Below are 23,122 nucleotides of genomic sequence, written 5' to 3' on the forward strand. Positions count from 1 at the left end.
CGTCAGCCGTTGCGCGGGCCGGGAAAGGCGCTCGGCCTTGCTTCGTCGCGGAGCGCGGGGCTGCCCGCGGTGGGCTGGGTCGGCATCGCGCGGGCGGCGGGGACGGACGGCAGGGGGACGCCGACCGGCAGCGGACGCGTCGCTGTGGCCGTGGCCGCAGCCGTGGCCGTAGCGGCGGCGGCGGTGGAGGGCACGGCCGGTGTCGGGGACTCCGCCGCGCGTTCCGCCTCGGCCGCCGCCTGCGTGGTGGCCCGGCGCGCGCCGTACCTGCGGTGGACCGCCTGCTTGGTGACGCCGAGGGCCGAGCCCACCGCGTCCCACGAGAACCCGAGCGAGCGGTCGAAGTCCACCGCCGCGGTGACCAGCGTCTCGACGCTGTCGCGCAGCTCCTGGGCGAGACGGACGGTCGGGGCGGGGGCCCGCCCGTACACGACGAAGCCTGCGGAGGGGCTGGAACGGCGCGGGCGGTAGACGTTGCCGAGCTGGGCGGTGAGGGTGCGCAGTGCGTCCACCTGCCGGCGGACCCGTTCGATGTCCCGCACCAGGAGGTGCAGGCTGGCCCGTGCCTGGGCGTCGTGGGTTGCGTGGTCGGCCATGAACAAGCCTCTCGAACCGGCGTTTCAAAGGATCGGGCCGCATCCGAGGCCCGTTGTGGTCAACTCTTTCTTGACCAACGCGCTAGTTCGTTTGGGGTCACGGTGCAGGGGCGTATGTGCATATGCACAGGGCGCGCGCCGTTTCGTACGCCCCCGACGGCGTCAACCGCCGTCCCCGCGACGACCGCCCGGGCGGGCCCCCGCGGAGGCCCATAGACTGGTGCGCTGCCGTCGCCCCACACCTTGACCAGAGATCCGAGGTACCCACCGGTGAAGCTCGTCTTCGCAGGCACTCCCGAGGTCGCCGTACCCGCCCTCGACGCCCTGATCGCCTCCGGCCGGCACGAGGTGGCCGCCGTCGTGACCCGCCCCGACGCGCCCGCGGGACGGGGCCGCAGGCTCGTCGCGAGCCCGGTCGCGGAGCGTGCGGAAGAGGCCGGCATCGAGGTGCTCAAGCCCGCGAAGCCGCGTGACGAGGAGTTCCTGGCGCGGCTGCGGGAGATCGCTCCCGACTGCTGCCCCGTCGTCGCCTACGGCGCGCTGCTGCCCAAGGCCGCCCTGGAGATCCCGGCCCGCGGCTGGGTCAACCTGCACTTCTCGCTGCTGCCCGCCTGGCGCGGCGCGGCGCCGGTGCAGCACGCCGTGCTGGCGGGCGACGAGATCACCGGCGCCTCCACCTTCCTGATCGAGCAGGGGCTGGACTCCGGGCCGGTGTACGGCACGGTGACGGAGGAGGTGCGGCCCACCGACACCAGCGGTGACCTGCTGACCCGGCTCGCCTTCGCGGGCTCAGGGCTGCTCGTCGCGACGATGGACGGCATCGAGGACGGCAGCCTGCGGGCGGTGCCGCAGCCGGCCGACGGCGTCACTCTCGCCCCGAAGATCACCGTCGAGGACGCCCAGGTCGACTGGGCCGCGCCGGCCCTCCGCGTCGACCGCGTGGTGCGCGGCTGCACGCCCGCCCCCGGTGCGTGGACCGTCTTCCGCGGCGAGCGCCTGAAGATCATCCAGGCCGGGCTCGTCCAGGACCGCACCGACCTCGCGCCCGGTGAGCTCGCCGCGGCCAAGAACAACGTGTACGTCGGCTCCGGATCGCACGCCGTCGAACTGCTCTGGGTCCAGCCGCAGGGCAAGAAGCCGATGCGCGGCGCGGACTGGGCGCGCGGGGTGCGGATCGCCCCCGGCGAGCGGCTGGGCACGGCCGACGTAGGCTAGGTGGGTTCGACCCACACCAGCAGCGGAGCACCTTGTGAACGACCAGCCGAACCGGCGTCCCCAGAAGCCGACGGGCAAGTCGGGCAAGCCCGGCAAGCCCTACCGCCGTCCCCAGAAGGACCCCGTTCGCATACTCGCCTTCCAGGCGCTGCGCGCCGTGGACGAGCGCGACGCGTACGCGAACCTCGTCCTGCCGCCGCTGCTGCGCAAGGCACGGGAGAAGGACGAGAACTTCGACGCGCGTGACGCGGCGCTCGCCACCGAGCTGGTCTACGGGACGCTGCGCCGCCAGGGCACGTACGACGCCATCGTCGCGGCCTGCATCGACCGGCCGCTGCGCGAGGTCGACCCGCCGGTCCTCGACGTGCTCAACCTGGGCGTGCACCAGTTGCTCGGCACCCGCATCCCGACGCACGCCGCCGTCTCCGCCTCGGTGGAGCTGGCGCGCGTGGTGCTCGGCGACGGGCGGGCCAAGTTCGTCAACGCCGTGCTGCGCAAGGTCTCCCAGGACGATCTCGACGGCTGGGTGGAGCGCGTCGCCCCACCGTACGACGAGGACCCCGAGGACCATCTCGCCGTCGTCCACTCCCACCCCCGCTGGGTCGTCTCGGCGCTGTGGGACGCGCTCGGCGGTGGCCGCGCGGGCATCGAGGACCTCCTCGAGGCCGACAACGAGCGGCCCGAGGTGACGCTGGTGGCGCGGCCCGGCCGGGCCACCGCCGGTGAACTCCTGGGCTCCGTGGGCGAGGAATCCGCACTGCCCGGCCGCTGGTCGCCGTATGCCGTGCGGCTCAGCGAGGGCGGCGAGCCGGGCGCCATCGAGGCCGTCCGCGAGGGGCGCGCGGGCGTGCAGGACGAGGGCAGTCAGCTGGTCGCGCTGGCCCTCGCCAACGCCCCGGTCGAGGGTTCCGACACCAAGTGGCTCGACGGCTGCGCGGGCCCCGGCGGCAAGGCCGCCATGCTCGCCGGGCTCGCCGCCGGGCGCGGCGCCGCGCTGCTCGCCGCCGAGAAGCAGCCGCACCGCGCCGGTCTGGTCGCGCAGGCGCTCGCGGGGAACCCCGGCCCGTACGAGGTCATCGCGGCCGACGGCACCCGCCCGCCGTGGCGGCCCGGCACCTTCGACCGCGTCCTGATGGACGTGCCCTGCACCGGACTCGGCGCCCTGCGCCGCCGCCCGGAGGCCCGCTGGCGCCGCCGCCCGCAGGACCTGGAGGGCTTCGCACCGCTGCAACGCGCGCTGCTGCGCACGGCGCTGGAGTCGGTGCGCGTCGGCGGCGTCGTCGGGTACGCGACCTGCTCGCCGCACCCGGCCGAGACGCGGGCCGTCGTGGACGACGTGCTCAAGCAGACCGGCGGGGCCGAACTCATCGACGCGCGGCCCATGTTCGGGGACGTCCCGGCGCTGGGCGACGGACCCGACGTACAGCTGTGGCCGCATCTGCACGGGACGGACGCGATGTACCTGGCGCTGATCCGGCGCACCGCCTGAGGGGCGTGAGGCGGGGGGCGAGTGACCGTCCCCGCCCAGCGCGGGACGGGCACAGGCTCCTCAGGCCTCCCCGGTCACCCTCCGGCCGTCTCGCCAGCGCGTGCGGCCACCACACGTTCCTGGACGTGGGACCGAAGGCGAGGCCCGTCAGGACGCCGCTCTTCGCGATAGCGAGCGACCCGAAGCAGGGCGCAGTCGGTCCCGGCGCCGAAGACGAGCACGGTCAGGATGCCCGCGCTCCGGCCGTTGACGGTCAGGTCCGCGTGCACGGCGAGCAGGTGGACGAGTACTCCGCGTCGTTCTCCTGGGCGTCGGTGAGCTTCTGGGCCGGCGGCGCCGCGACGGTGGATCACCACCAGTCAGAACAGCACCACCAGCCACTTGGTGCGCCACCCGCACACCAGCCACGCGGCGCCGCGCCGCTCCCGCCCCCGTACATCCGCCGTGGCCCCCCCGCTTGCCGTGTGCGGTGCCGCTGGACCGTCCGGCATGGCATCCGGCGTGCGGTCGCGGGAGCCGCTGTGCCCATGCGGTGGACCGCGGTCAGCAACGAGCGCCGGGCATGGCAGTCTTGGGGCATGGCCGTGCAGATCAACCCCAGCATCCTGTCCGCGGACTTCTCGCGCCTCGCCGAGGAGGCACGGGCGGTCGAAGACGCCGACTGGCTCCATGTCGATGTGATGGACAACCACTTCGTCCCCAACCTCACCCTCGGGGTGCCGGTCGTAGAGTCGCTCGCCCGTGCGACGGACACGCCTCTGGACTGCCACCTGATGATCGAGAACCCCGATCGCTGGGCCCCGCAGTACGTCGAGGCGGGCGCCGGATCGGTCACCTTCCACGCGGAGGCCGCCGCCGCTCCCGTCCGTCTCGCGCGCGAGATCCGCGCCAAGGGCGCCCGCGCCTCCATGGCGCTCAAGCCTGCGACGCCCATCGAGCCGTACGAGGACCTGCTCCCCGAGCTCGACATGCTGCTGATCATGACGGTCGAGCCGGGCTTCGGCGGCCAGGCGTTCCTGGACATCATGCTGCCCAAGATCCGCCGCACCCGTGACCTGATCGGCAAGCACGGCCTGGAGATGTGGTTGCAGGTCGACGGCGGTGTCTCGGCCGAGACCATCGAGCGCTGCGCCGAGGCGGGCGCCGACGTGTTCGTCGCGGGCTCCGCCGTCTACGGCACCAAGGATCCGGCGGACGCGGTACGTTCATTGCGCACCCAAGCCGAGGCAAAGACCGCGTCAAGCGCATGGGCGTGCGGCCACTGAGCCACGGGAACGTGAACGCAGTCCCTCAGGGCTGATCGACCAGGCCGGATCTGCAAGGATGAGCGGCGTACCCAGTTTGTGAACAGCAGTGAGGAGAGCGCCGTGTCGGCCATGTCGGCGGGTCGGTCAGCCATGCGGATGGGACCCGCGGAGCTGGTGCAGGCGGCGGCCATGGCCCGCCGCTTCTACCTCGAGGGCAAGTCCAAGATCCAGATCGCCGAGGAGTTCGGCGTCAGCCGCTTCAAGGTGGCCCGGGTCCTTGAGACCGCCCTGGAGCGGGATCTCGTGCGCATCGAGATCAGGGTGCCCGCAGAGCTGGACGCGGAGCGCTCGGACGCGCTGCGCGCCCGCTACGGGCTGCGGCACGCCGTCGTCGTGGAGTCGCCGGCGCCCGCCGACGAGATCGACGAGTCGCCCGACCCCGAGAACCTCGGCGAGGTCGCGGCGGACCTGCTCGGCGAGCTGGTCGACGAGGGCGATGTCCTCGGCCTCGCCTGGGGCCGCTCCACCATCCACATGGCGGCCGCCCTCGCGCAGCTGCCGCCGTGCACCGTCGTGCAGCTCACGGGGGTGTACGACGCCGGGACCGCCGAGCGCGGTTCGGTCGAGGCCGTCCGCCGCGCCGCCCAGGTGTCCGGCGGCGAGGCCCACCCCATCTACGCGCCGATGCTGCTCCCCGACCCCGCGACCGCGGCGGCGCTGCGCAACCAGACGGGCATCGCCCGCGCCTTCGAGTACTTCGACAAGGTCACGGTCGCCTGTGTCTCCATCGGCTCCTGGGAGCCGGGCATCTCCACCGTCCACGACATGCTCAGCGACGAGGAGCGGGCGCATTACGCCTCGCTGGGAGTCGCCGCGGAGATGTCCGCCCATCTGTTCGACGCCGAGGGGCGCCGGGTGGGTCGGGATCTCGGGGAGCGGTGCATCACCGTCGAAGCGGACCGGCTTCGCCGGATTCCCGAGGTGGTCGCCATCGCCGGCGGGCAGCGCAAGGCCGCCGCGATCGACGCGGTGCTCCGGTCGGGGCTCGTCACCAGTCTGGTGACGGACACGGCTGCGGCTGATCAGCTTCTTGTCGCGGGGGCGGCGCCGCGGCCCGCGCTGAACCGGGCGGACCCGGACGGCAGCTGAGAGCGTGGGGCGTGGGGGCCGATCGCGCCCACGCGGCGGAGCCGCACATGTCGCGGAGCCGCACACGTCGTTGTCCCGCGCGCCCGAAGGGATGCCATGGCAGGGTCTGATCCATGCTGAACCGGTTCGTTCCCCGCGCGCTGGGGGTGTTGCTGCTCTGTCTCGCGGTCCTGGTGGCCGGGTGCTCCTCGGGCGGCACCGGAGGAGACGCCCCCGACTGGGCCCACGGCATGGCCACCGTCCAGGCCGGCCGGCTGCCCGCCGAGGCCCGGCGCACGCTGGAGCGCATCGATGACGGGGGGCCCTTCCCGTACGGGAAGGACGGCGCCGTCTTCGGGAACTTCGAGCGGGAACTGCCGCGGCGCGCACGCGGCTACTACCACGAGTACACCGTCCGCACGCCGGGTGAGCGCGACCGCGGGGCGCGCCGCATCGTCACCGGGAGCGGTGGCGAGATCTACTACACCGATGACCACTACGCGTCCTTCAAGGCGGTGCTGAGGTAATGCCCGGCGGTACTGACAGCGCATCTGATCCGCTCGCGCCCGTGCTCGACGCCGCACGCGGCGCCGGCTGGACCACCGCGACGCTCTCCCTGGCAGGCGTGACGGACAAGGCCGCTTTCATGGAGCGCTGCGCCCGCGGCCTCGGCCTGCCCGACTGGTTCGGGCGCAATTGGGACGCCCTCGCCGACTGCCTCACCGACCTCTCGTGGGCACCCCGCGCGAACGGGTGGCTGCTCGTCGTCTCCGGCTGGCAGGAGTACGCACGGGGGGCGCCGGGGGAGTGGCGGATCGCGCAGGAGGTGTTCTCGGCGGCCGTCGAGCACTGGCGGGGGGCGGAGACCGGTCTGGAGATCGTCCTCGCGCTCGGCCCCGCCCCGGCCGGTCCGGGGCACCCCGGCACGGAGCGTCGCGAGGCGTGAACCGTGCGTTCCGTTTCCGGGTGCGTTTGGACGATCCGACCATCGCCCCCGTCGGCCGCCTGGGTGATCGTCCCAGGCGGCACAACCCCGGTGGCATGGGAGAATGAAGTACGTGCTTTTCCCTCGGGCTAACTGTCCGGGGGCCACCTCTGATCGACTGGGATGAGCAGCACGTGCGCTTCCTCAATGACATCCAGCCTGCGTACGACCTGACGTACGACGACGTCTTCATGGTCCCGAGGCGCTCCGCCGTCGGCTCCCGCCAGGGCGTCGACCTGGCCTCGCCCGACGGCACCGGCACCACGATCCCGCTGGTCGTCGCCAACATGACCGCGATCGCCGGCCGCCGCATGGCCGAGACCGTCGCCCGCAGGGGCGGCATCGTCGTCATCCCCCAGGACATCCCGATCGAGGTCGTCACCGACGTCGTCTCCTGGGTCAAGACGCGCCACCACGTCCTGGACACCCCGATCGTGCTGGCCCCCACGCAGACCGTCGCCGACGCGCTCGCGCTGCTGCCCAAGCGCGCGCACAACGCGGGCGTCGTCGTCGACGACGACCAGAAGCCCATCGGCGTCGTCACGGACACCGACCTGAGCGGCGTCGACCGCTTCACGCAGCTCTCCGAGGTCATGTCCAGGGACCTGGTGCTCCTGGACGCCGACATCGACCCGCGCGACGCGTTCAACAAGCTGGACGGCGCCAACCGCAGGTACGCCCCCGCCGTGGACAAGGACGGCCGCCTCGCGGGCATCCTCACCCGCACGGGCGCCCTGCGCGCGACGCTCTACACCCCGGCCGTCGACGCCAACGGCGGCTTGCGCATCGCCGCCGCCGTCGGCATCAACGGCGACGTGGCGGGCAAGGCCAAGCAGCTCCTCGACGCGGGCGTCGACACGCTCGTCGTGGACACCGCGCACGGCCACCAGGAGTCGATGATCGCCGCGGTCAAGGCCGTGCGCGGCCTGGACCCGCGGGTGCCGATCGTCGCGGGCAACATCGTCGCCGCCGAGGGTGTGCGCGACCTCATCGAGGCCGGCGCGGACATCATCAAGGTGGGTGTCGGTCCCGGTGCCATGTGCACCACGCGCATGATGACCGGCGTCGGCCGCCCGCAGTTCTCCGCGGTGCTCGAATGCGCCACCGAGGCCGCGAAGTTCGGCAAGCACGTCTGGGCCGACGGCGGTGTCCGTCACCCGCGCGACGTCGCCATGGCGCTGGCCGCCGGCGCGTCGAACGTCATGATCGGTTCTTGGTTCGCGGGTACGTACGAGTCCCCGGGCGACCTCCAGCAGGACGCCGACGGCCGCCTGTACAAGGAGTCGTTCGGCATGGCGTCGGCGCGTGCGGTGCGCAACCGCACCAGCGAGGAGTCGGCGTACGACCGCGCCCGCAAGGCGCTCTTCGAGGAGGGCATCTCCACCTCGCGGATGTTCCTCGACCCGACCCGGCCGGGCGTCGAGGACCTGATCGACTCGATCATCGCGGGCGTCCGCTCCTCCTGCACGTACGCGGGCGCGGCCTCCCTCGCGGAGTTCGCGGAGCGGGCCACGATCGGCGTCCAGAGTGCCGCGGGCTACGCGGAGGGCAAGCCGCTGCACGCCAGCTGGAGCTAGAGGCTCCCGCGTGGGGGTGCGGGGTTGTCGTGGCCCGGCGCGCCCGCGTGGCGGGGCCGTACGTGTCGCTGTCCCGCGCCCCTGACGGTGGGCGGCCCCGCCGTCAGGGCTGCACCCCCGGCGCGTGCGGGCAAGCGCTGGGCGGAGGTGCCGTTTTCGCTGCGGGTCCGTCGTGGCTGGGCGCGCAGTTCCCCGCGCCCCTGAGGGGGCGTCCCGCCCCCTCAGCCCCGCACCGCCGCCACATACGCGTCGAGTGCCGGGCGGGGCTCCCTGCCCAGCAGGGTTCGCAGTGCGCTGCGGTCCTCGATGCCCGTGCCGTCCAGGAAGCCGGCTGCGATCGCTGAGTACGTGCTCAGGAGCATCGGGACCTGGAAGGGCAGGGCCTGGCCCGCCGTGGTGATCGCCTCGCGGGTCGCGGCGAGTGCGGCGGGCTCGTAGGAGGAACCTGTCGCGGCGGCCAACTCGGCGCCGCCCAGGGCTTGTTCGCCGACCAGCTCGTAGGTGCGGCCCGCGTGGGCGGCGGGGTCCTTCGCCACCCGTACCGCGACGTCGGCCAGGTCGGCGCGTGCCACGGCGGCGAGGCGGCCCGTCCCGAGCGGCGCGGCGATGGTCCCGTCGGGGCCCGGCGCGGCGACGGCGGCGAGGAACTCCGCGTACAGGCCGTTGCGCAGCACCGTCCAGTCGAGCGTGGAGCGGCGCAGCCTGCGCTCGGTCCAGCGGTGGGCGAGCGCGTACGTCAGATGGTCGCCGTCGCCGCTGAGGCTGGTGTAGACGAGGTGGCGCACCCCGCTCTTCTCGGCGGCGGATATCGCGGCCTCGTGGCGGGCCACGACGATGTCGTCCTCGGCGGCCCCGGCGGAGATGACCAGCAGCGTGTCGACGCCGGTGAAGTCCAGGGACGACGGGTCGTCGAAGTCGACGCGGCGCCCGCCGGGAGCGGGGCGGCGGGAGCCGATGACGACGTCGTCATGGCCGGTGAGCCGGTCGGTGACGAGCGTGCCGAGTGCGCCCGTGGCGCCGGTGATCATGAGCATGGGATTCCCCCTGGTGAGCGGTGCCGGTCGGTGACCGGCTGCGCACTACTCTGATCCACGGCGCGCGGCCGCATAAGGAGGCACTCTCATGTCAGCAGGGCACACGGCGGTAACCACCCCACCGGCTTCCGCGGCGGACCCGGACACCGAGCCGGTGATCCGCTGCGACACTCCGCAGGACGAGTGCGGGGTGCGGGACGTCCTCGACCGGCTCGGCGACAAGTGGTCCGTGTACGTCGTGGTCGAACTGGCCTCGGGCGTCCTCAGGTTCAAGGAGTTGCAGCGCCGGATCCACGGCGACATCTCGCAGCGCATGCTCACCCTCACCGTGCGCCGCCTGGAGCGTGACGGCCTGGTCAAGCGCACGGTGTACCCGACGATCCCGCCGCAGGTGGAGTACGAGCTCACCGATCTCGGCCACAGCCTCACCCACCTCGTGAAGGCCCTCGCCGACTGGTCCATCGACCACCGCCCGGCCATCGCGGCCGCCCGCGAGCGCTATGACGCGGCCACGTCGGGCGTGGGGTAGGGGAACTTGACGCCGACCCCGCCGTCCACGACGAGCGTCTGCCCGGTGACGTAGGAGGAGAGCGGCGAGGCGAAGAAGAGCAGGGCGGACGCGATGTCCGAGGTCTCGGCGACCCGGCCGAGCGGCGCGTTGCGGGCGTTCCGTTCGCGGCCCTCCTCGCCGATCAGGCCCGCCACGCGCGGGGTCCACACCACGCCCGGTGCCACCGCGTTCACGCGTACCCCGCGCGGCCCGTACTCCACCGCCGCCGAGCGGACCAGGGAGATCAGGCCCGCCTTGGCCGCGCCGTACGCGGCGTGCCGGGGCGCCGCCGTCAGGCCCGACACCGACGCGACGAAGACCAGCGGGCCGCCGCCCGCCGCCGCGAGCGCCTCGCCGCCGTACTGGACGGCGAACCAGGCGTGCCGCAGGACCAGGGAGAAGTGCCAGTCCCAGGACTCGTCGGTGAGCCGCTCCAGGCTCTCGTAGCGGGCCATGCCCACGATGTCGACGATGCCGCCGATCCGCCCGAACTCTCCTTCCGCGTCGGCGAAGAGCTCGCGCACCGCTTCGCGCCGCGTGACGTCCGCGACGTACGCGAGGCCGCCCGTCTCGGCGGCGACGGCCTCCGCGCGGTTCTTGTCGAGGTCCACGCAGAGCACCCGTGCGCCCGCCGCAGTGAGGGCGTGCGCGCTCTGGCGGCCGATGCCGTTGCCCGCGCCGAGCACGACGAAGGCGCGGCCGTCCAGGCGGTGCAGGGCCGCGTAGTCGGGGACGGGGGAGGTGTCGAGGGGCTCGCTCACGGCGCCGCCCGCCGGGGCCGGTACGCCGCCAGTTCCGGGATGACTTCCTTGCCGAGGATCTCGATGGTGCGCAGGATCTCGCGGTGCTCCAGATAGCCCCACTGGACGTAGCAGATGAGCTGGTCGATGCCGAGGTCGGCGTAGCGCTTGGCCTTGCGGACCACCGTCTCCGCGTCACCGATCAGGATCATGTCACCGTCGTCGAACTCCCTTACGGGGACGGTGCCTTCGATGATCGGGGTGAGCAGCGGGAACGCCGCCCCGCGCTCCTCGGGCGTCAGATGCGGCAGCTCCCAGTCCAGCGTGAACCGGGCGAGATTGCGGTACCACCAGGCGACCGAGGACCAGACCCGCCGCGAGGGCCGGTCCGCGACATGGACCAGCGTGTACGCGCTGACGCGGTCCGTGGTGACGTCCGTGAGCGGAGTGGGCGTGCGGGCGGCGGCGCGGTAGGCGGCGACCTGCCGGGCCATCGCCTCAAGGGGCTGCATGATCGAGAAGGAGAGCAGTCCGAGACCGGCGGCGCCCGCGACCTCCGCCGAACCGGGGGAGGTCGCCGCCATCCAGCACGGCGGGTGGGGGTCCTGGACGGGCTTCGGCGTGACCATGCGGCGCGGGAAGGTGAAGCGCTCCGAGGCGTAGCTGAAGTACTCCTCGCGCCACATCCCGGTGACGATCTCGATCGCCTCGCGCCAGTCCGCCCGCGACTGCTCGCGGTCGACGCCGAAGGCCGTCTGCTCCATGGGCGTCGAGCGCCCCGTCCCCCACTCCACCCGGCCCTCCGAGAGCACGTCCACGGCCGCCACCTTCTCGGCGATCCGCTGCGGGGGAGTGAAGCCGAAGGGGGTGAGGGTGACGCCGAAGCCCAGGCGGATCCGCTCGGTCAGCGCCGCGAGGTGGCCGAGCAGGACCTCGGGCGCAGGGCAGTGCGAGCGGCCCTCGCGGAAGTGGTGCTCGACCGCCCAGACGGTACGGAAGCCGACCCGGTCCGCGAGCCGGATCTGCTCCACGGCCTCGCGGTAGGCGCGCTGCTCGGCGGCGCGCTGGCCGTGCGGATGGGGTCCGTCCCAGGGCTTCGGTACGTCGATCTCGTACAGCACATCGAGGTCCATGGCCTGTGCCTCCCTCTCGACCGGGGTGCACGATGAGGGAGATCTGACGAAGTGTCAACCGCCGGCCGGAAGGCTCGTCACGCAACGGACGAAACGGACGGCGCAATGAAGAGGCGTATATGCCGTAAGTGCGCAATGATCAACTGTCCATACGCAAGGTTGCTGCATTACGGTCGGGAAGGCGTGGACTTTAGAGTCTGCGCTGTACGTGGTGTGGCGGGGACTGCCTGCTCGGTGGTTCCCGTCCCTAGCGCGGGTGCCATGAGTCCTCGCCGCCCTGACCGGCAGCGATGAAGGAGCCAGCGCGTGCTCGAACAAGGCGCACCCCCGCAGAACCGCCCCAGTCCCCCGGGCAGCCCTGGCCTCGGCAGCCGCCTGATGCGGCGCAAGCCGGTCGAAAGCCTGGTCGCGGAGGGTGGCCAGGGTGAGGGTGGCTCGCTTCGGCGCTCCCTCGGAATGTGGCAGCTGACCATGATCAGCATCGGTGCCACGCTCGGCACCGGCATCTTCGTCGTCCTCGGCGCGAGCGTCCCCAAGGCCGGACCCGCCGTCACGGTCTCCTTCGTACTCGCCGGCCTCACCGCCCTGTTCTCCGCGCTCTCCTACGCCGAGCTGGCCGGCTCCATCCCGGTCGCCGGATCCTCGTACTCGTACGCGTACGCAACGATGGGTGAACTCGTCGCCTGGGTCTGCGGCTGGTGTCTGGTCCTGGAGTACGGCGTCTCGGTCGCCGCGGTCGCGGTCGGCTGGGGCGAGTACCTCAACGAGCTGCTCGACGGGACCATCGGCGTCACCATCCCCGACGCGCTCTCCGCGGCGCCCGGCGAGGTCGACGGCGCCATCATCAACCTGCCCGGCCTCGTCGTCGTGCTGCTCGCGATGGTCTTCCTGCTCGGCGGCGCCAAGGAGTCGGCGCGCGCCAACACGATCATGGTCATCGTGAAGATCGTCGCACTCGCGCTCTTCTGCGCCATCGGCTTCATGGGCTTCAAGTCCGGCAACTACTCGGACTTCATGCCGCTCGGCACGGCAGGTGTCAGCGCCGCCGCCGCGAGCCTCTTCTTCTCCTACATCGGCTTCGACGCCGCCTCCACCGCGGGTGAGGAGGCGAAGAACCCGCAGCGCGACCTGCCCCGGGCGATCATGCTCTCGCTGGTCATCGTCACCGCGCTCTACGTCCTGGTCGCGGCCGTCGCCGTCGGCGCCTGGAACTGGAAGGACTTCGAGGGCTCCGAGGCCACGCTCGCCGCGATCATGAACGACGTCACCGGACAGACCATGTGGGGCACGATCCTCGCCGCCGGCGCCGTCATCTCCATCGCCTCCGTCGTCCTGACCGTCCTCTACGGCCAGACCCGCGTCCTGTTCGCCATGTCCCGCGACGGCCTGGTCCCCAAGGCGTTCGGCAGGGTCAGCGGGAAGACCGGCACGCCCCGCGTGAACACGGTCATCGTCTCGCTGTTCTGCGGCGCGCTGGCCTCCGTCATCCCGCTCGGCAAGCTCGTCGACGCCACCAGCATCGGCACGCTCTTCGCCTTCGGCCTGGTCAACATCGCCGTGATCGTGCTGCGCCGCACCCGCCCCGACATGCCGCGCACCTTCCGGGTGCCGCTCGGCTGGCTCTTCCCGGTGCTCGGCTTCGGGTTCTGCGCGTACAACATGTTCAGCCTCGACTCCATCACCTGGGTCGTGTTCGGTGTCTGGATGGCCGTCGGCCTCGTGTTCTACTTCCTGTACGGCGTGAGCCGCTCCCGATTGGCCACAGCAGAGAAGTGATCCACCCCCCGTGCGACTGAACGATCTCGACGAACGCATCGTGCACGCCCTCGCCGAGGACGCCCGCCGTTCCTACGCCGACATCGGCCAGCTGGTCGGACTCTCCGCGCCCGCCGTGAAGCGGCGCGTGGACCGGCTGCGGGCCACCGGAGCGATCACCGGGTTCACCGTGCGGGTGGATCCGGCGGCGCTCGGCTGGGAGACCGAGGGGTTCATCGAGATCTACTGTCGCAGGAACACCTCGCCCGAGGCGATCCAGCGGGGGCTGGAGCGGTATCCGGAGATCTCGTCCGCGTCCACCGTGACGGGGGACGCGGACGCGATCGTGCAGGTCTTCGCCGCCGATATGCGGCACTTCGAGCGGGTGCTCGAACGGATCGCGGGGGAGCCGTTCGTCGAGCGGACGAAGTCCGTGCTCGTGCTCTCGCCCCTGATGCGGCGCTATTCGTCGGGCTCGCCCGCGTAGCGTCCCGGCCGCCGGGGCGCTATGTCATCGGCAGTACGCGGAGATCGCCGCTGCCGGGCCTGGTCCTGTCGAACGGGGCCGCGCTCACGCACTTGGGCATGTCGTCCGGCAGGTCGTTCGGAACCCCGGCCATGGCCCAGCTGTAGCCGAAGCGGTCCTGCTTGCCCTGATCGTGGACGGTCATCCCGATGCGCTTGCCGACCGCCCCCTTGAGGCCGCCGTCCGCCTTCGTGACGACCGCCGACACGGTCGCGACCTTCCCGCCGGTCAGCAGGCAGTCCACCCGGGCCTCGGCGGAGCCGCCGAACTTGGGGTGCTCGATGTAGTGGCTGAACCTGATGGTGCCGTGCGCGGCCCCGGGGTCGTTCCGGTCCCGGGCGTCCAGATGGGCGTCGAAGGCGACGGTTCCTTCGTCTCCGGGGCCGCGGTCCAGTTGGGCGGTTCCGGTCAGGGCGGCGGCCTCGCGCCCGGGTCGTGGGCCGTCCCATGCGGTCGCGGGCCCCGAGGCCCCGGCGAGCGCGAGGAGCACGGCGCCCACGGCGACGACGCGGACGAGGGTGGAGCGGCGGTTCATGTTCATGGGGAGCCCCCCGGCTGGCTGCGGTCTGCGGTCTGCGGTCTGCGGTCTGCGGTACGCCCGGTTCTCCCCGGGCGTGATCCACAATTCCGCGGGCCGGTGCGCGGCGCATCGTGCTCCAGGGGGTGACCGGCTCCGCCGTGCGGCGGGGTACGGGTGGTTCGTGAGGCGGAGACGCGGGGCCCGCCCGACCCCCGTACGGGCGGGCCCCGCCGCCGTCACCCGGTCGGGTACGTGACGTGCCAGGGCTTGACGCGGAAGTCGCCGGTGCCCTTCCTGACCTTCTCGAAGGGGGCTGAGCTGGTGCACTTGGTCAGCTTCTTCGTCCCGTCGGGGCGGCCCACCGCCGCCCAGCTGTACCCCACCCGGTCCTGCCCGCTGCGGTCGTGGACGCTGAAGCCGACGCGGCCGCCCTTGATGCCCTTGAGGTTCGAGTCCGTGATGATGCCGGTGGCCGTGGCGACCTTGCCGCCCGTCATCAGGCAGTCGATACGGCCCTTCGCCCAGCCGCCCCTGCCGCCCGGCTTGTCGAGGTGGACGAAGCGGAAGGTGCCGGTCGCCCTGTCCGGGCGTCTGGTGTCGCGCTCGGCCAGATGGGCGTCGAAGGTGAACGTCACGTCTTCCGTGGTCTTGCGGTAGAGCTTCGCGGTGCCGGTGAGGGCCGCGGCTTCCCGGGCGTGGGCGGCCTTCGGCGCGGCCTCGCGGGGCCCGCCGCCGTCCGCCGCCACGGCCGCTCCCACCGCCCCGGCGGTGAGCAGCAGGGCGGCGCCGACGGCGATCACGCGCCGATGGGTGCGGGTCGGGCGGTCGGGGGTGCCGGTCGGGCGGCTGCCAGTGGCGGCCGAGTGGCTGTCAGCGATCCGGGTGTCTGTGTCGCGGCTCACGGGGAGCCTCCGTCCGAAGTGCCGTTCACCCGGTCCTTCCGGGCGAGATCACCGTCTCGCGGCAGGGGGTACCGGCACGTCCGGCCACGGGCGGCAATCGGCCTCCGCCGCGCGGCGGAGAACGCCCCCGCGCCCCCTGCGCCCACCGGTGGACACCACTACGACCCCGGTCCCACCGCCACCACGCAACGAATCGCCGCCCCGGCCCCTCAGTGCGCAACGGATCAAGCGGCTGCCCGCAACGCTCGTGCCTTGTCCGCGCAGGGCAGCCGACCGTACGGTCTAACGGACCCCACCTGCCCCTCCGTACGCCCCGAGGTTCCGCCATGCCTGCGCTGCGCACCGCCCTGCTCCAGAGTTCCGGGCAGCTCGGATCCATCGCCGAGAACCTCTCGGCGCTCGACAATGCCGCCGAGCGTGCCGCCGCCGCGGGCGCGGGGCTGCTCGTCGCACCCGAGCTCTACCTCACCGGGTACGCGATCGGCGACGACATCGCCCGGCTCGCCGAGACCGTCGACGGTGACTCCGCGAAGGCCGTCGCCGGGATCGCCTCGCGGCACGGGGTCGGCGTGGCGTACGGCTATCCGGAGCGCGAGGGAGACGTCGTCCACAACTCCGTCCAGCTGATCGGACCCGACGGCGCCCGCCTCGCGAACTACCGCAAGACCCACCTCTTCGGCGGCTTCGAGCGCGACTCCTTCACCTCCGGTGAACAGACCGTCGTCCAGGCCGAGCTGGGCGGCGTCCGGATCGGCCTCATGATCTGCTACGACGTGGAGTTCCCGGAGAACGTCCGGGCCCACGCCCTCGCTGGCACCGACCTGCTCGTGGTCCCCACCGCGCAGATGCACCCCTTCCAGTTCGTCGCCGAGTCCGTCGTGCCGGTGCGCGCCTTCGAGAACCAGATGTACGTCGCGTACGTCAACCGGGTCGGCCCCGAGGGCGAGTTCGAGTTCGTCGGGCTCTCCACCCTGGCCGGCCCCGACGGCGTGGCGCGCGCCCGCGCGGGCCGCGGCGAGGAACTGGTCATCGGCGATGTCGACCCGGAGTTCCTCGCCGCGTCCCGCGAGCGCAACCCGTACCTGCGCGACCGCCGCCCCGGCCTGTACGCGTCCCTCGGCTGACCCCGCCAAGCCCCCCTCACCTGTCTTTCAGTTCCGTGCAAGGAGTCCGTACCCCATGACGTCCACGGTGCCCACCGCCGTCCAGCACACCGACGCGCAGCCCCCGATCACCATGTTCGGCCCGGACTTCCCCTACGCGTACGACGATTTCCTCGCGCACCCCGCGGGCCTCGGCCAGATACCCGCGACCGAGCACGGCACCGAGGTCGCCGTCATCGGCGGCGGCCTCTCCGGCATCATCGCCGCGTACGAACTGATGAAGATGGGCCTCAAGCCCGTCGTCTACGAGGCCGACCAGATCGGCGGCCGGCTGCGTACCGTCGGCTTCGAGGGCTGCGACGCCGACCTGACCGCCGAGATGGGCGCGATGCGCTTCCCGCCGTCCTCCACGGCGCTGCAGCACTACATCGACCTGGTGGGCCTGAAGACCCGCGCGTTCCCCAACCCGCTTGCCGAGGCGACCCCCTCGACGGTCGTGGACCTCAAGGGCGAGTCGCACTACGCCGAGACGGTGGAGGACCTGCCGCAGGTCTACCGCGACGTCGCGAAGGCGTGGGCCGACTGCCTCGACGAGGGCGCGGACTTCTCCGACATGAACCGCGCCCTGCGCGAGCGCGACGTGCCGAAGATCCGCGAGATCTGGTCCAGGCTCGTCGAGAAGCTCGACAACCAGACCTTCTACGGCTTCCTCTGCGAGTCCGAGGCGTTCAAGTCCTTCCGGCACCGCGAGATCTTCGGCCAGGTCGGCTTCGGCACGGGCGGCTGGGACACCGACTTCCCCAACTCCATCCTGGAGATCCTGCGCGTCGTCTACACCGAGGCCGACGACCACCACCGCGGCATCGTCGGCGGCAGCCAGCAGCTGCCGCTGCGCCTGTGGGACCGCGAGCCGCAGAAGATCGTGCACTGGGAGGCCGGGACGTCCCTGTCCTCGCTGCACGAGGGCGGTGTGCCGAAGCCCGCCGTGACGCGCCTCAACCGGACCGCGGGGAACCGTGTCACGGTCACCGACGCCTCCGGTGACATCCGCACGTACCAGGCCGCGATATTCACCGCCCAGTCGTGGATGCTGCTCTCGAAGATCGAGTGCGACGACTCGCTCTTCCCCATCGACCACTGGACGGCGATGGAGCGGACCCACTACATGGAGTCCTCCAAGCTCTTCGTGCCGGTCGACCGGCCGTTCTGGCTCGACAAGGCCGTCGACGACAGGGGGAACCCGACCGGGCGTGACGTCATGTCGATGACGCTCACCGACCGCATGACGCGCGGCACCTACCTGCTCGACGACGGGCCGGACAAGCCCGCCGTCATCTGCCTCTCCTACACCTGGTGCGACGACAGCCTGAAGTGGCTGCCGCTGTCGGCGAACGAGCGGATGGAGGTCATGCTCAAGTCGCTCGGCGAGATCTACCCGAAGGTCGACATCAGGAAGCACATCATCGGTAACCCGGTGACCGTGTCCTGGGAGAACGAGCCCTACTTCATGGGCGCCTTCAAGGCGAACCTGCCGGGGCACTACCGGTATCAGCGGCGGCTCTTCACCCACTTCATGCAGGATCGCCTTCCGGCGGACAAGCGGGGGATCTTCCTCGCGGGGGATGACATCTCGTGGACGGCGGGGTGGGCCGAGGGTGCCGTGCAGACCGCTCTGAACGCGGTGTGGGGCGTGATGCGGCACTTTGGTGGGGCGACCGATGCGAGCAATCCTGGGCCTGGGGATGTGTTCGACGAGATTGCTCCCGTCGAGCTGCCTGAGGACTGAGCGCGATTCGGGCGGGGTGCGCAGGGATCTGCCGGTCGGCCGTGGCTGGTCGCGCAGTTCCCCGCGCCCCTGGGACTGCGCCCCTTCGGGGCGCCCGTCCTATACCCCGGCCGCCCGTGCCGCCTCGTACACCTCTGCCGCCACGTCCTTCAGTTCCTCCGCGTCCCTCGCACTGCCTGCCAGTTCGATGAGGATCTCCTGCACCGCGCCCGTCGCGGCATGCGCCGCGAGGTCCTCGGTGATCTGGGCGACGTTGCCCTGGAAGGGGGCGCGGCGCTCGCCCTCGTACGGCTTCGCCGTGTAGCTCGCGTTGGCCCGCATGACGCTCTGGACCGGCTCGGTGCGGCCCCGCCCGGCGGCCAGTTCCTTCAGGGCCTGGGCCTGCTCGGTCAGCTTCCGGGCGCCCAGGCCCACCGGCATCCAGCCGTCCGCGCGGTCCACCAGCCTGCGCAGGGCCCGCGGACTGTTGGCGGGCAGCAGGATCGGGATGGGGTGCGCGGGCTTGGGGCCCACGACCGAGGGGGCGATCGTCGTCAGTTCCCCTTCGTACGCCACCGGGTCCGGGCCCCACACCGCGTGGCAGACGTCGATCACCTCGTCCAGGACCTTGCCGCGCCTGTCGAAGGGGGCGACCGACGCGGCGGCGTACTCGTCGTGGGACCAGCCCGTGCCGAGGCCCGCGACGACGCGGCCGCCGCTCGCCGCGTCCAACGAGGCCAGTGAGCGCGCGAGTTGGAACGGCACGTGCAGCGGGGCGACCAGCACGCTGGTGCCGAGGCGGGCGCGGTCGGTGGCCGCGGCGGCGAGTGTCAGGGTGACGAGGGGATCGGCGACCGAGCGGTACGAGTCGGGCCAGGGCCGGCCCGGGATTCCGTAGAGCCCCTGGGTGGCGGGCTCGGGGTACAGGACGCGCTCGAAGACCCACAGGCTCTCGTAACCGATGCCCTCGGCGGCCCGGGCCACCGCGGGGACGTCGCGTCCGATGGCGTACTGCCCGCCCTGCGGCAGGCTCAGTCCCAGTCGGATGGCCATTGTGCTGCTCCTTCGCGTCGGAGGCGGACGGTCATTTCAACGTACAGCGATCGTGCGGGAGTTGTGGGGGAGAGGGGTGGGGCGTGGCTGGAAGGGGCCGGTGGGCCCGGCGGCCGGGGCCGGGCCCGGCCTCTCAGTCCGGCAGCGGCGTCAGCAGGATCCGCCCCACCAGGCCCACCGCCCCGTCGAGCCGCTCCCCGAACTCCTCGGCGAGCCCCGGCAGACCGCGCAGCGCCCACAGCGCCCGCGCCGCCGCCCACGCGCCGTCCCTGGCGCGCTCCAGGCTCCACGAACCGGCCAGGTGCGTCAGCGGGTCGCCGACCTGGAGGAGGTCGGGGCCGGGCATCAGCTCCTCGCGGATGTGCTCCTCCAGCGCCACGAGGACATCGCCCACCCGCTCGAACTCGTCCTCAAGGTCGGTCGGTTCGCAGCCGAGCAGACGGCAGGCGTCCACCAGGGCCCGCGCCAGATCGTGCCCGATGTGCGCGTTGATGCCCGCGAGCGCGAACTGCAGGGGCCGTACGCCCGGATGGCGGCGGTACTGGAACAGCGGACGCCAGCAGGCGGGCGTCCGCCGCCCGTCCGCCGCCGCGTCGACGGCCGCGAGATAGCGCTCGGCGAAGCAGACGTCCAGCGTGGCCGCGGAGCGGGTGTCGGGGAAGACTCCGCGGCCCAGGTGCCGGGCCACCTCCTCGGTCACCGACAGGTAGACGCGGTTGAAGACGGCGACGCCGTCACGCGGCGGCCAGTCGTCGCCGAGCGCACGCATCCGTGCCACCACGCCCTCGACCCCGTACGACGGGGCCCCGAACTCCGCGAACCGTTCCAACTGCGCCATGGGGGCAGGGTGCCAGCCCCGGGCGGGCCCGGACGTCAGCGCACCGGACGCTTCCCCGAAACGAGGGAACGCCCGGCGGCGGGAGCCCCGCGGCGCAGGCCGGCCGCGACCGCCCCGGTGACCAGGGCCGCCGCCACCAGAAGCGCGCTGAGCCAGAGCGGCGAGCGGTAGCCGAGCCCCGCGGAGATCGCCAGGCCGCCGAGGTAGGGCCCGGCCGCGCCGCCCACGTTGAAGGCGGCCGTGGCGAGGCCGCCCGCCAGGTGGGGCGCGTCGGCCGCCGCGTACAGCGCCTGCGAGATGAGCGTGGACCCGACGCCGAACGACAGTGCGCCCTGGACCAGGACCAGCGCGATCACCGCCACCGGCCGCGCCGCGGTCGCCGCGAGCAGGAGCCAGCCCGCGAGCAGCGCGAGCGACCCGTACACCAGGAGCGGCACGGGCCGTACGTCGGCGATACGGCCACCCGCGGTGACGCCGGCGAAGGAGCCGATGCCGAACAGGGCGAGCACCACCGGAACCCAACCGGGGCCGAGGCCCGTGATGTTGGTGACCAGTGGCGCGAGGTAGGTGAACGTGCAGAACGTCGCGCCGTTCACCAACGCGCCGAGCAGCAGTGTCACCTGGAGCCGCGGAGCGCGCAAGGCCCGCAGCTCACCGAGCACACCGGGTCCTGCGGGGTCCGGCCCACCGGCGGGCACCGCACGCGCGATGGCGAACACGGCGGGCAGCGAGACCAGGGCCACGGCCCAGAACGCCGAGCGCCAGCCCCACACCTCGCCGAGCAGCGCCCCCGCGGGCACGCCCGCGACACAGGCGACGGTCACGCCGCCGAGCAGCGTCGACGTGGCACGCCCCTTGGCGTCGGGCCCGACCATGCCCGTGGCGGTGACCAGGGCGACGGCGAGGAACCCGGCGTTGGCCAGGGCGCCGACGACCCGGCTCGCGAGCAGCACCGCGAAGCTCGTGGTCAGCGCGCCGACGACATGGACGAGCAGGAAGACGGTCAGCAGGACGAGCAGCGCGCTCCGGCGGTCGAAGCGACGGCTCACGGCGGCCATCAGCGGCGCGCCGACGACCATGCCCAGGGCGAACGCCGAGGTCAGATGGCCCGCGGCGGGAATCGGTACGGCCAGGTCGCGCGCGATGTCGGGGACCAGGCCGGACAGCATGAACTCGGAGGTGCCTTGGGCGAACACGGCGAGCCCGAGCAGGTAGAGGGAGAAGGGCACAGCGAAAACTCCGCAACCACAGTGTGGATCAAGGATGATCAGGACACGGGTGCGGTGCTCCGGGGCGGTGCGACGCTCGCGCACGGCCGCGGAAGGCGGCGGAGAACGTCAGGGCGACAGCACGGGAAGCCACCGGAGCACCGGTGGCCGGAGTCTGTCGGACTCGGGACTCGACATGGTGCGCACCCTAATCAGCGGACACGCACCACGTCCAACGCTTTGAGCGGAGGAGATCCGCTATGAACCGGGCATTTTCCGGCAGGATCGGTCGTGATCAGGCGTCGGTGTGTCCATCCGCCGCCACATTCCGCGGGGCCGCCGCACCGTGCGGTATCGGCGGCTAGCGTATGGCCCGCACGTGACGTCGACCCGTTCCCATCGGGCCCACGACCCTGGAGGTGAGAGATGGCGGCTGCCGAACCGGCGTCGGTCGGCACGATTCCGGTTCAGCACCTCCGGGCGGGCGACCACGCTTTCGTCAGCTACGCCGACGACGACGCGGGCCGGGACGTGGTGTCCGCCTTCGCGTGGGCGGGGCTGGTGCGAGAAGAGAAGGTGATGGTCTTCGCCGCTCCGCAGCTCGCCGAGGACGAGGTCTGGAACCGGCTTGAGGGACCGGGAGCGCTGCTGCGGTCCGCCCGCGAACAGGGCCAGTTGGTGCTCAGCAGCATGCGCGCCCTCATCCGCCCCCAGGCCGGATTCACCCCCGACCGGCAGTGGCAGCGCATCACGGAGGAGACCGACCGCGCCCTGGCCGAGGGGTACAGCGGACTGCGCACCTACATCGACATGCACTGGGTGGGCGACCTGGACGCCGATGTCGAGGTGATGATGCACCGGGAGTCCCACGCAGAGCATCTGTTCACCGGCCGCCCGTACACCGAGATCTGCGCCTACGACAGCCGCTGGTTCGACCCCGGCGTGCTGGACGCCATGCACCGGGCCCACCCCTGCCGACTGCTCTCGGGTCTCGGAGTGCTGCACGTCGAACACGCCGCGGGGACGGTGCGGCTCGTCGGCGAGGCGGACCTGGCCACCAGGGAGCAGTTCATCGGCGCCGTGCGCGAGGGACTCAGACGCGGTGCGGCCGCCCCGCGCCCGACCGTGGACCTGTCCCGGCTCGTCTTCCTCGGCCTGTCCTGCGCGGTGGACCTGTTGCAGCTGGTCCTGGCGCACGACCGCGGCCCGGTCCATGTCCACTGTCCACCGGCCGCGGCCCGCGTACTGCGCCGGGCAGGCGCCGATCAGGTACCGCACCTGGTGATCAGTGAGGTGGGCCACCGATGACGACGGCACCAGAGCCCCACGAGGCCCCGCCCGTCACGCTGCTCGAAACCCCTTTCACCCGGGACGACCTGCCACGCCTGCGGATGCTCGTCGAGCAGTACGCCGACCACCACGGGCTGCCCGAGCCGCGCCGAGGCGATTTCATCGTCGCCCTGGACGCCGTGGCGGTGAACGCCGTCGAGCACGCGGGCGGCGGCGGCACGCTGGTCCTTGAGCGCGGCACCGGGCACCTGGCCTGCCACATCCACGACCGGGGCCCCGGGTTCAGCGCCCCCGCCGCCACCGGGACCGCTCCCGGACTCGACGGCAGGCCGGGCGGGCGCGGACTGCGGCTCGCAGGACTGCTCACCGACGAGCTCACCGTCTGTGCGGGGCCCGGCGGCGCCAGGGTGACGCTGTCCGTGCGGCTGCCGATTCAGCGGTGCGAGCCCCGGCGGTCGCAGTCCTGAC

General features: G+C 72.4%; 23 protein-coding genes and 1 pseudogene. 14 read left to right on the plus strand and 10 right to left on the minus strand.

What is annotated here, in order from left to right; genetic code table 11:
* Positions 1–2 precede the first annotated feature (2 nt).
* Positions 3–596, minus strand: a complete 594-nt coding sequence (locus AC07DI_RS30025; RefSeq protein WP_478907304.1) for a hypothetical protein — start codon at positions 594–596, stop codon at positions 3–5.
* A 270-nt stretch (positions 597–866) separates the two neighbouring features.
* Here AC07DI_RS30025 and fmt point away from each other — a divergent pair, with 270 nt between their 5' ends.
* Positions 867–1,811, plus strand: coding sequence for a methionyl-tRNA formyltransferase (gene fmt, locus AC07DI_RS30030; RefSeq protein WP_478907306.1), 945 nt, complete (start codon positions 867–869; stop codon positions 1,809–1,811).
* Positions 1,812–1,845: 34 nt separating this feature from the next.
* Entirely contained in the window at positions 1,846–3,300 is a 1,455-nt protein-coding gene (locus tag AC07DI_RS30035; protein WP_478907308.1) for an RsmB/NOP family class I SAM-dependent RNA methyltransferase, read from the plus strand.
* Between the two features lie 80 nt (positions 3,301–3,380).
* Here AC07DI_RS30035 and AC07DI_RS30040 read toward each other — a convergent pair.
* Positions 3,381–3,587: pseudogene (locus tag AC07DI_RS30040) on the minus strand (MMPL family transporter); the annotation flags it as partial.
* A gap of 291 nt (positions 3,588–3,878) precedes the next feature.
* Between AC07DI_RS30040 and rpe the strand changes: the two are divergent.
* The 5 genes from rpe to AC07DI_RS30065 all read left to right on the plus strand — a co-directional run bounded on the left by rpe (position 3,879) and on the right by AC07DI_RS30065 (position 8,237).
* Positions 3,879–4,565: a ribulose-phosphate 3-epimerase gene (gene rpe, locus AC07DI_RS30045; RefSeq protein ID WP_478907310.1), complete on the plus strand. Its 687-nt coding sequence runs from the start codon at positions 3,879–3,881 to the stop codon at positions 4,563–4,565.
* A gap of 78 nt (positions 4,566–4,643) precedes the next feature.
* On the plus strand, positions 4,644–5,696 hold the full coding sequence (locus AC07DI_RS30050) for a sugar-binding transcriptional regulator (protein ID WP_384257981.1): 1,053 nt from the start codon (positions 4,644–4,646) through the stop codon (positions 5,694–5,696).
* Between the two features lie 113 nt (positions 5,697–5,809).
* Positions 5,810–6,202: a guanyl-specific ribonuclease gene (locus AC07DI_RS30055; protein ID WP_478907313.1), complete on the plus strand. Its 393-nt coding sequence runs from the start codon at positions 5,810–5,812 to the stop codon at positions 6,200–6,202.
* The gene (locus AC07DI_RS30060; RefSeq protein WP_478907315.1) at positions 6,202–6,621 is read left to right on the plus strand and encodes a barstar family protein; all 420 of its coding nucleotides are present in this window, start codon (positions 6,202–6,204) and stop codon (positions 6,619–6,621) included. Before AC07DI_RS30055 ends, AC07DI_RS30060 begins: the two co-directional genes overlap by 1 nt.
* Before the next feature lie 173 nt (positions 6,622–6,794).
* Positions 6,795–8,237 (plus strand): GuaB1 family IMP dehydrogenase-related protein, encoded by a 1,443-nt coding sequence (locus AC07DI_RS30065; protein ID WP_478907317.1) that lies wholly within the window; start codon positions 6,795–6,797, stop codon positions 8,235–8,237.
* Between the two features lie 221 nt (positions 8,238–8,458).
* Here AC07DI_RS30065 and AC07DI_RS30070 read toward each other — a convergent pair whose 3' ends face one another.
* A complete protein-coding gene (locus AC07DI_RS30070) occupies positions 8,459–9,271 on the minus strand; it encodes an NAD(P)H-binding protein (protein ID WP_478907319.1) in 813 nt (270 codons plus the stop codon).
* Between the two features lie 88 nt (positions 9,272–9,359).
* Between AC07DI_RS30070 and AC07DI_RS30075 the strand changes: the two genes are divergently transcribed.
* Positions 9,360–9,800: a winged helix-turn-helix transcriptional regulator gene (locus tag AC07DI_RS30075; RefSeq protein WP_478907321.1), complete on the plus strand. Its 441-nt coding sequence runs from the start codon at positions 9,360–9,362 to the stop codon at positions 9,798–9,800.
* On the opposite strand, the gene AC07DI_RS30080 is transcribed toward AC07DI_RS30075, so the two are convergent.
* Both AC07DI_RS30080 and AC07DI_RS30085 read right to left on the minus strand, forming a co-directional pair.
* Entirely contained in the window at positions 9,770–10,582 is an 813-nt protein-coding gene (locus tag AC07DI_RS30080; protein WP_384257995.1) for an SDR family NAD(P)-dependent oxidoreductase, read from the minus strand. The two genes, AC07DI_RS30075 and AC07DI_RS30080, sit on opposite strands and share 31 nt — an antisense overlap.
* Positions 10,579–11,694 (minus strand): LLM class flavin-dependent oxidoreductase, encoded by a 1,116-nt coding sequence (locus AC07DI_RS30085; RefSeq protein ID WP_478907324.1) that lies wholly within the window; start codon positions 11,692–11,694, stop codon positions 10,579–10,581. The genes AC07DI_RS30080 and AC07DI_RS30085 overlap by 4 nt, the downstream gene beginning before the upstream one ends.
* A gap of 306 nt (positions 11,695–12,000) precedes the next feature.
* On the opposite strand from AC07DI_RS30085, the gene AC07DI_RS30090 reads away from it, so the two are divergent.
* Both AC07DI_RS30090 and AC07DI_RS30095 read left to right on the plus strand, forming a co-directional pair.
* Positions 12,001–13,470, plus strand: coding sequence for an amino acid permease (locus tag AC07DI_RS30090; protein ID WP_384258000.1), 1,470 nt, complete (start codon positions 12,001–12,003; stop codon positions 13,468–13,470).
* A 10-nt stretch (positions 13,471–13,480) separates the two neighbouring features.
* Positions 13,481–13,936 carry an Lrp/AsnC family transcriptional regulator gene (locus AC07DI_RS30095; protein ID WP_384258003.1) on the plus strand — a complete coding sequence of 152 codons (456 nt, stop codon included), beginning with the start codon at positions 13,481–13,483 and terminating at the stop codon, positions 13,934–13,936.
* Positions 13,937–13,955: 19 nt separating this feature from the next.
* Here AC07DI_RS30095 and AC07DI_RS30100 read toward each other — a convergent pair whose 3' ends face one another.
* Both AC07DI_RS30100 and AC07DI_RS30105 read right to left on the minus strand, forming a co-directional pair.
* Positions 13,956–14,516: a Repetin gene (locus tag AC07DI_RS30100; protein ID WP_478907327.1), complete on the minus strand. Its 561-nt coding sequence runs from the start codon at positions 14,514–14,516 to the stop codon at positions 13,956–13,958.
* A gap of 215 nt (positions 14,517–14,731) precedes the next feature.
* Positions 14,732–15,295 carry a Repetin gene (locus AC07DI_RS30105; RefSeq protein WP_478907440.1) on the minus strand — a complete coding sequence of 188 codons (564 nt, stop codon included), beginning with the start codon at positions 15,293–15,295 and terminating at the stop codon, positions 14,732–14,734.
* 428 nt (positions 15,296–15,723) lie between these two features.
* Between AC07DI_RS30105 and AC07DI_RS30110 the strand changes: the two genes are divergently transcribed.
* Positions 15,724–16,521, plus strand: a complete 798-nt coding sequence (locus tag AC07DI_RS30110) for a carbon-nitrogen hydrolase family protein (protein WP_478907329.1) — start codon at positions 15,724–15,726, stop codon at positions 16,519–16,521.
* A 55-nt stretch (positions 16,522–16,576) separates the two neighbouring features.
* A complete protein-coding gene (locus AC07DI_RS30115) occupies positions 16,577–18,286 on the plus strand; it encodes a flavin monoamine oxidase family protein (RefSeq protein WP_384258009.1) in 1,710 nt (569 codons plus the stop codon).
* A gap of 99 nt (positions 18,287–18,385) precedes the next feature.
* Here AC07DI_RS30115 and AC07DI_RS30120 read toward each other — a convergent pair whose 3' ends face one another.
* The 3 genes from AC07DI_RS30120 to AC07DI_RS30130 all read right to left on the minus strand — a co-directional run bounded on the left by AC07DI_RS30120 (position 18,386) and on the right by AC07DI_RS30130 (position 21,385).
* Complete coding sequence (locus AC07DI_RS30120; protein ID WP_478907331.1) at positions 18,386–19,318, minus strand: LLM class F420-dependent oxidoreductase; 933 nt, start codon at positions 19,316–19,318, stop codon at positions 18,386–18,388.
* Between the two features lie 133 nt (positions 19,319–19,451).
* Positions 19,452–20,156 (minus strand): DUF5995 family protein, encoded by a 705-nt coding sequence (locus tag AC07DI_RS30125; protein ID WP_478907333.1) that lies wholly within the window; start codon positions 20,154–20,156, stop codon positions 19,452–19,454.
* Between the two features lie 35 nt (positions 20,157–20,191).
* Entirely contained in the window at positions 20,192–21,385 is a 1,194-nt protein-coding gene (locus tag AC07DI_RS30130; protein WP_478907335.1) for a Cmx/CmrA family chloramphenicol efflux MFS transporter, read from the minus strand.
* A gap of 405 nt (positions 21,386–21,790) precedes the next feature.
* Between AC07DI_RS30130 and AC07DI_RS30135 the strand changes: the two genes are divergently transcribed.
* Together AC07DI_RS30135 and AC07DI_RS30140 are read left to right on the plus strand one after the other, a co-directional pair.
* Positions 21,791–22,672: an MEDS domain-containing protein gene (locus AC07DI_RS30135; protein ID WP_478907337.1), complete on the plus strand. Its 882-nt coding sequence runs from the start codon at positions 21,791–21,793 to the stop codon at positions 22,670–22,672.
* Positions 22,669–23,121: an ATP-binding protein gene (locus AC07DI_RS30140; RefSeq protein WP_478907339.1), complete on the plus strand. Its 453-nt coding sequence runs from the start codon at positions 22,669–22,671 to the stop codon at positions 23,119–23,121. Before AC07DI_RS30135 ends, AC07DI_RS30140 begins: the two co-directional genes overlap by 4 nt.
* The last annotated feature ends 1 nt before the right edge of the window (position 23,122 follow it).

Source organism: Streptomyces sp. NPDC044106 (genome assembly GCF_056433985.1).